Annotated in this window: 2 protein-coding genes and 1 pseudogene; 2 read left to right on the forward strand and 1 reads right to left on the reverse strand. The window is 63.1% G+C overall.

What is annotated here, in order from left to right:
- Both ACK41X_RS23355 and ACK41X_RS23360 read left to right on the forward strand, forming a co-directional pair.
- On the forward strand, positions 1-975 hold a 975-nt coding region (locus tag ACK41X_RS23355), incomplete at its 5' end, for a pyridoxal phosphate-dependent aminotransferase (protein ID WP_409728681.1).
- 152 nt (positions 976-1,127) lie between these two features.
- Positions 1,128-1,595, forward strand: coding sequence for a DUF992 domain-containing protein (locus ACK41X_RS23360; protein ID WP_409728684.1), 468 nt, complete (start codon positions 1,128-1,130; stop codon positions 1,593-1,595).
- An 83-nt stretch (positions 1,596-1,678) separates the two neighbouring features.
- On the opposite strand, the pseudogene ACK41X_RS23365 reads toward ACK41X_RS23360, so the two are convergent.
- Positions 1,679-2,707: pseudogene (locus ACK41X_RS23365) on the reverse strand (DUF5939 domain-containing protein); the annotation flags it as partial.
- Between the last annotated feature and the right edge of the window lie 18 nt (positions 2,708-2,725).

Below are 2,725 nucleotides of genomic sequence, written 5' to 3' on the forward strand. Positions count from 1 at the left end.
ATCGCCGCCAAGTTCAAGCGCGAGAACGGTCTCGACTACAAGCCGTCCCAGATCATCGTCGGCACCGGCGGCAAGCAGGTGCTGTTCAACGCGCTGATGGCGACCATCAATCCCGGCGACGAGGTGATCATCCCGGCGCCATACTGGGTCAGCTATCCGGAAATCGTGGCGCTGCTCGGCGGCACGCCGGTCCCGGTCGTCACCACCATGGAGACCGGCTTCAAGCTGACGCCGGAGCAGCTCGAACAGGCGATCACGCCGAAGACCAAGTGGCTGATTTTCAATTCGCCGTCCAACCCGACCGGCGCGGCCTATACCCGCGACGAAGTGAAGGCGCTGACCGATGTGCTGATGAAGCATCCTCATGTCTGGGTGCTGACCGACGACATGTACGAGCACCTTGTCTATGACGATTTCAAGTTCACCACGCCGGCACAGGTCGAGCCGCGGCTTTTCGAGCGCACGCTGACGCTCAACGGCGTCTCCAAGGCCTATTGCATGACCGGCTGGCGGATCGGCTATTCCGGCGCGCCGGAGCATCTGACCAAGGCGATGGCGATGCTGCAGTCGCAATCGACCTCGAACCCCTCCGCGGTGGCGCAATGGGCGGCGGTCGAGGCGCTGACCGGCCCGCAGGATTTCATCGCCAAACACAACACCATTTTTAAGGAACGCCGCGACCTGATCGTGTCGATGCTCAACCAGGCGAACGGCATCAAATGTCCGACGCCGGAAGGCGCCTTCTATGTCTATCCGTCCTGCGCCGGGACCATGGGCAAGACCGCGCCGTCGGGCAAGAAACTTGCAACCGATGAGGATTTCGTCACCGAGCTTCTGGAGACCGAGGGGGTTGCGGTGGTGCATGGCTCGGCGTTCGGCGCCGGTCCGGCCTTCCGGATTTCCTACGCCACCAAGACCGAGGACCTGGAGGAGGCGGGCAAGCGCATCCAGCGCTTCTGCGGCAATTTGAAATAGCCGCGCCGACGGATCCAAAAGCGTCGGTCGGCGTTTTCGAGAAAATTGAAGGCGAGGTCTTATCGTCTTTTACAGAGATGAGGGCTAACTTCCGCCGGACTTGCGGCGCTTTATCGCCGTGTTCACGACTGCTTCACGTCAAGGGGAATTCCATGATCCGATCGTCGCTTTTCGCCGGCCTCCTGCTGGCCTCGCTGTCGGCTGTGCCGGCCTCCGCGCAACAGATTCAGACCGGCGTTCTTGAATGCCGGGGCGGCGGCTCGGTCGGCTTCATCATCGGTTCGGTGACGGAGCTGAGCTGCATCTACCGGCCGGATATGGGGCCGCGCCAGCTTTACACCGCGGTTCTGCGCCGCGCCGGCGTCGATCTCGGCGGCACTGCTGTGTCGAGCCTGGTCTGGGCCGTGTTCGCGCCGACCCAGCAACTGGGCCTTGGCGATCTCTCCGGGAACTATGGCGGCGTGACGGCGGGTGCGGCCGTCGGCGTCGGGCTCGGCGCCAATGTGCTCTATGGCGGATCCAACAATTCGGTCGCGCTGCAGCCGCTCAGTGTCGAGGGCCAGGTCGGGCTCAATGTGTTCGGCGGTCTCGCCGGGCTCGAACTGCGCTTCCAGCCGTAAGGTTGCAATAGCCCGCAAGTCGGGGCTGCAACGATTTGGGCCTCTGCCCTTGCGGCAGAGGCCGCGGCAGCGGACACCGGGTCTCACGGAATCTGGTAGACCGGCATCTTGTCGCTGACGCCGCGCAGCGACGCCAGTTGCTCCGTTGCCGCGAGCTTGTTCTGCTCGATCATTTTCACGACCTGCGGATGCTGCACCACAGGTCTGGTGACGAAGATCGCGCGCTCGTCGGCCAGGCCTTGGACCCGTGCCGCTATGTTGACGGTCTGGCCGAAATAGTCGAGCTGATCGTTGAGCGTCACGGCGAGACATGGTCCTTCGTGAATGCCGATCTTGATCAGCAGGTCCTTCTTGAGATCACGCACCGACTCCCGCATGCGCAGCGCCGCGGCGAGGGCGCGGTCGGGTGTCGGGAAGGTCGCCATCACCGCGTCGCCGATGGTCTTGACCACCGCGCCCGCCTCTGAAGCGACAATCTGGTTCAACACACGGAAATGTTCGCGCACGAGATCGTAGGCGGCGAGATCGCCGACCCGGTCGTAGAGGGCGGTTGACCCCTTCAGGTCAGTGAACAGAAAGGTCAGACTTGTGATTCTGAGGCCCTGATCGACGTCCAAAGTGTCGGTGCGATAGAGATCGCGGAACGTCTGATTGGTGAGCAGACGTTTGGCGGTCAGGAAGGGACGGCGCTTGCCGAGCAAATTATGCAGCTTGTTTCCCGCGATCCAGACCGACGGCAGGGTGCGCACATCCGTGCGATTGTCGAACGACAGCCGCAACGGGCCGGGCCGCATCCCGGTGGTGCCGGTCGGGGCATGCGTCTTGCTGAAAACCATCCCGAGGCTCTGCCGCTCGCGCGTGGGCTCGCCCTTCACGTCGATAAAGTGCGCCGCATGCGTTACCGGCTCGAATACGATGATGAATTCGGCGGGCAATTGCAGGGACATCAGCGCCTTTTCGCCGGGCGCGAGCTCGATGGCATCGAGCGTGATCTCCTCGATCGTCTTCTCCAGCGCGGCGGTCTCGGGCAGGTCGACCCCGGAGCCCCAGAATATCTGCCGGAAATATTCGACCAGCGGCAACGTATGTGGGTCGTGGGGTGTGGTGTAACGTCACCCCCCCCTTGCCGT

Origin of the sequence: Pseudorhodoplanes sp., from assembly GCF_046289595.1 — a bacterium.
GTDB lineage: Bacteria > Pseudomonadota > Alphaproteobacteria > Rhizobiales > Xanthobacteraceae > Pseudorhodoplanes.

Excerpts from the sequence above, each read along its gene's own strand:
- ACK41X_RS23360 (WP_409728684.1), top strand. The coding sequence starts at position 1,128 with ATGATCCGATCGTCGCTTTTCGCCGGCCTCCTGCTGGCCTCGCTGTCG.